The following is a 2,197-nucleotide window of genomic DNA, read 5'->3' as shown; positions in this document are numbered from 1 at the left end:
GGTATCCACTCAGGTAAAATTACGTTGCTTGAAGCATGAACGTGCCCCCATTTGCCTGTTCCGCCTCGGCTTGGACGCACTCCAAAATTGGATGACCTCTTTGTGCAGAACTGTCAAAGAGTGTCAGCGCGAGAAGGCACGACAATTTTTGTCCTGTACTTAGATCTGCGGCAACCATGAGTTCTACGGCGAGAAGCTCCCCAGTCTCACCGAGAAGCTCCGCGCGGCGACACAGGGTACTAATGTTTACTTTCTGGAAAACACCGCCGTCACGCTCGGTGAGGTGCACTTTTTCGGCGCGACGCTCTGGACGGACTTGGCGCTTCTCGACGACTGGCAGACAGGCGCAACGGAGGCCAAGGCGGTGATGAACGACTACAAGCGCATCCGCCACTCAGGCTATGGCTACCGACGACTCTCTCCCTGGGACACGCGAGCGGTGCACTTGGCGTCGGTGCGGGCACTACGGGAGTTTCTCACCACCCATGATCCCAAGCGCTCCGTTGTCGTCACCCACCACGCCCCCTCGATTCTCTCGTTGCCCGAACACCGCCGCACCGAGGCAATTAGCTGCGCCTACACCCAGCCAGAAACGGAAAGGAAAAACGACGCGGCTTCGCCGCCGGGGAAGCCCACAACGACCAACGAAGACTAACTCATTCGATGGACCAAATCAGGGGTACAGGCCACCTACCCCGACAAACCCAACCCAAACTTCCAGCCCGAGCTGGTAATAGACTTGCCATGAACGAAGACGACTATACTGGCAGCCATAGCCACCCCATTTGTCAGCATCTCGTCGAGTTGGTGGCCTACGAGCGCCACGATGGGAGCTACGATGTTTTTGTCTTTGAGCCGGTCGGGTTTTGCCCAGAGCTAGAGGCAGACCGTGTGGACGAGCACCATATTTTCATCGAGCGCATCCCCTCTCTTTCCGATTTTGAGGAAGTGGTCCTGCGCATCAATCGCCAGCTTGGCCCCCGCTACGAGCACGTTGTCTTCTACTATGAATCTGGTAGCCGCCGTATCATAGGCCAGCTCTACACACAGTTTCAAGCTCACAACATTCGCGATATGCGAATCGAGCCTACAGGGTCGAGGGACTGGGGGCTACTCCTTCGCCGAAAAGACTTTGCCCTTGCTCAAACTCTACAGGAGGTTCACCTTGCAAAAAACTTTTAGCCCCCAACAAGTAGACGATATTCGCGAAGCAGTCCTCCGCTACCATTTGAAGCATTTCCAAACGAAGTTTCCCAAGCCTTTCTACTTCCTCTCAATCCACCGCACCGATCCAAAGCTAAGTTTCATGGCCCGTTTTCGCAACGAGCTGACTGTGAAACGAGTATCGGAAGTAAAGCCAAAAACGTTTGAAGTGACCGATAAGGCAACCGGCAAACGCGGCGTGATTCTCTCTGCCGACCAGGTGCGCTGGATCGCGGCAAACCAAGCGAAGGTAGAGACAGGCTGGCACACGTCAGGGCGCGGAAGCACGTTTGGGACGTGCCTTGTAGAGAAGCAAAAGAGCGGCTGGGTCGTGGTCTACTACGCTGTCCGGGGAGTCTCTTGATGCACATAACGTATTGGGAACTGATCCCACCCGCGACGGTATAAACAGGCGATGCTTCGTGAGTTTTTTTCCTACTACCGCCCCCACCGCCGACTGTTTCTGATTGATTTCTCCTGCGCCGTTGTCTCGGGGCTCTTGGAGCTGGCTTTTCCGCTGGCCGTGAAGCACTTCGTAGACAAGCTCCTTCCCAGCGCGAACTGGGGGTTGATTCTCAGCGCCGCGGTCGGGCTGCTGATGATCTACCTGGTGAACACAGGGCTTCAGTATGTGGTGAACTACTGGGGGCATGTGCTGGGAATCTCAATCGAGACCGAGCTGCGGCGGCGCATCTTCGACCACTTACAAAAACTCTCGTTTCGCTTTTTTGACAACCAGAAGACCGGGCACCTGGTGGCGCGGATCACCAAGGACCTGGAGGAAGTGGGCGAAGTGGCACACCACGGCCCAGAGGACGCCTTTATCGCCGTGATGACGTTTCTGGGCTCGTTTGGGCTGATGTTTACGCTGAACCCGAAGCTGGCGCTGATCACCGGGCTGGTTGTGCCGCCGATGACGTGGGTATCGACACGCTACGGGCGGGCGATGACGCTCAACATGCGAGCGCTCTTTGGCCGCATCGGGGACTTTAAC

4 protein-coding genes are annotated in these 2,197 nt (G+C 56.3%); all 4 read left to right on the top strand.

Going from position 1 to position 2,197, the window contains the following annotated elements:
• Positions 1–283: 283 nt before the first annotated feature.
• Complete coding sequence (locus RMO15_RS12010; protein ID WP_309712575.1) at positions 284–655, top strand: hypothetical protein; 372 nt, start codon at positions 284–286, stop codon at positions 653–655.
• An 89-nt stretch (positions 656–744) separates the two neighbouring features.
• Positions 745–1,182, top strand: coding sequence for a hypothetical protein (locus RMO15_RS12005; RefSeq protein WP_309712572.1), 438 nt, complete (start codon positions 745–747; stop codon positions 1,180–1,182).
• Between the two features lie 151 nt (positions 1,183–1,333).
• Positions 1,334–1,567 (top strand): hypothetical protein, encoded by a 234-nt coding sequence (locus RMO15_RS12000; protein ID WP_309712569.1) that lies wholly within the window; start codon positions 1,334–1,336, stop codon positions 1,565–1,567.
• A 51-nt stretch (positions 1,568–1,618) separates the two neighbouring features.
• The coding region (locus RMO15_RS11995) for an ABC transporter ATP-binding protein (RefSeq protein WP_309712566.1) at positions 1,619–2,197 on the top strand (579 nt) is incomplete at its 3' end.

It is taken from the genome of Armatimonas sp. (genome assembly GCF_031410135.1).
Classification (GTDB): Bacteria; Armatimonadota; Armatimonadia; order Armatimonadales; family Armatimonadaceae; genus Armatimonas.
The sequence above is the reverse complement of the archived record's forward strand: the minus strand, read 5'-3'. Positions and strand labels throughout refer to the sequence as shown.

What these genes read in the sequence shown, in the direction of transcription:
- RMO15_RS12005 (WP_309712572.1), top strand. Translation starts at nt 745, where the DNA reads ATGAACGAAGACGACTATACTGGCAGCCATAGCCACCCCATTTGTCAG.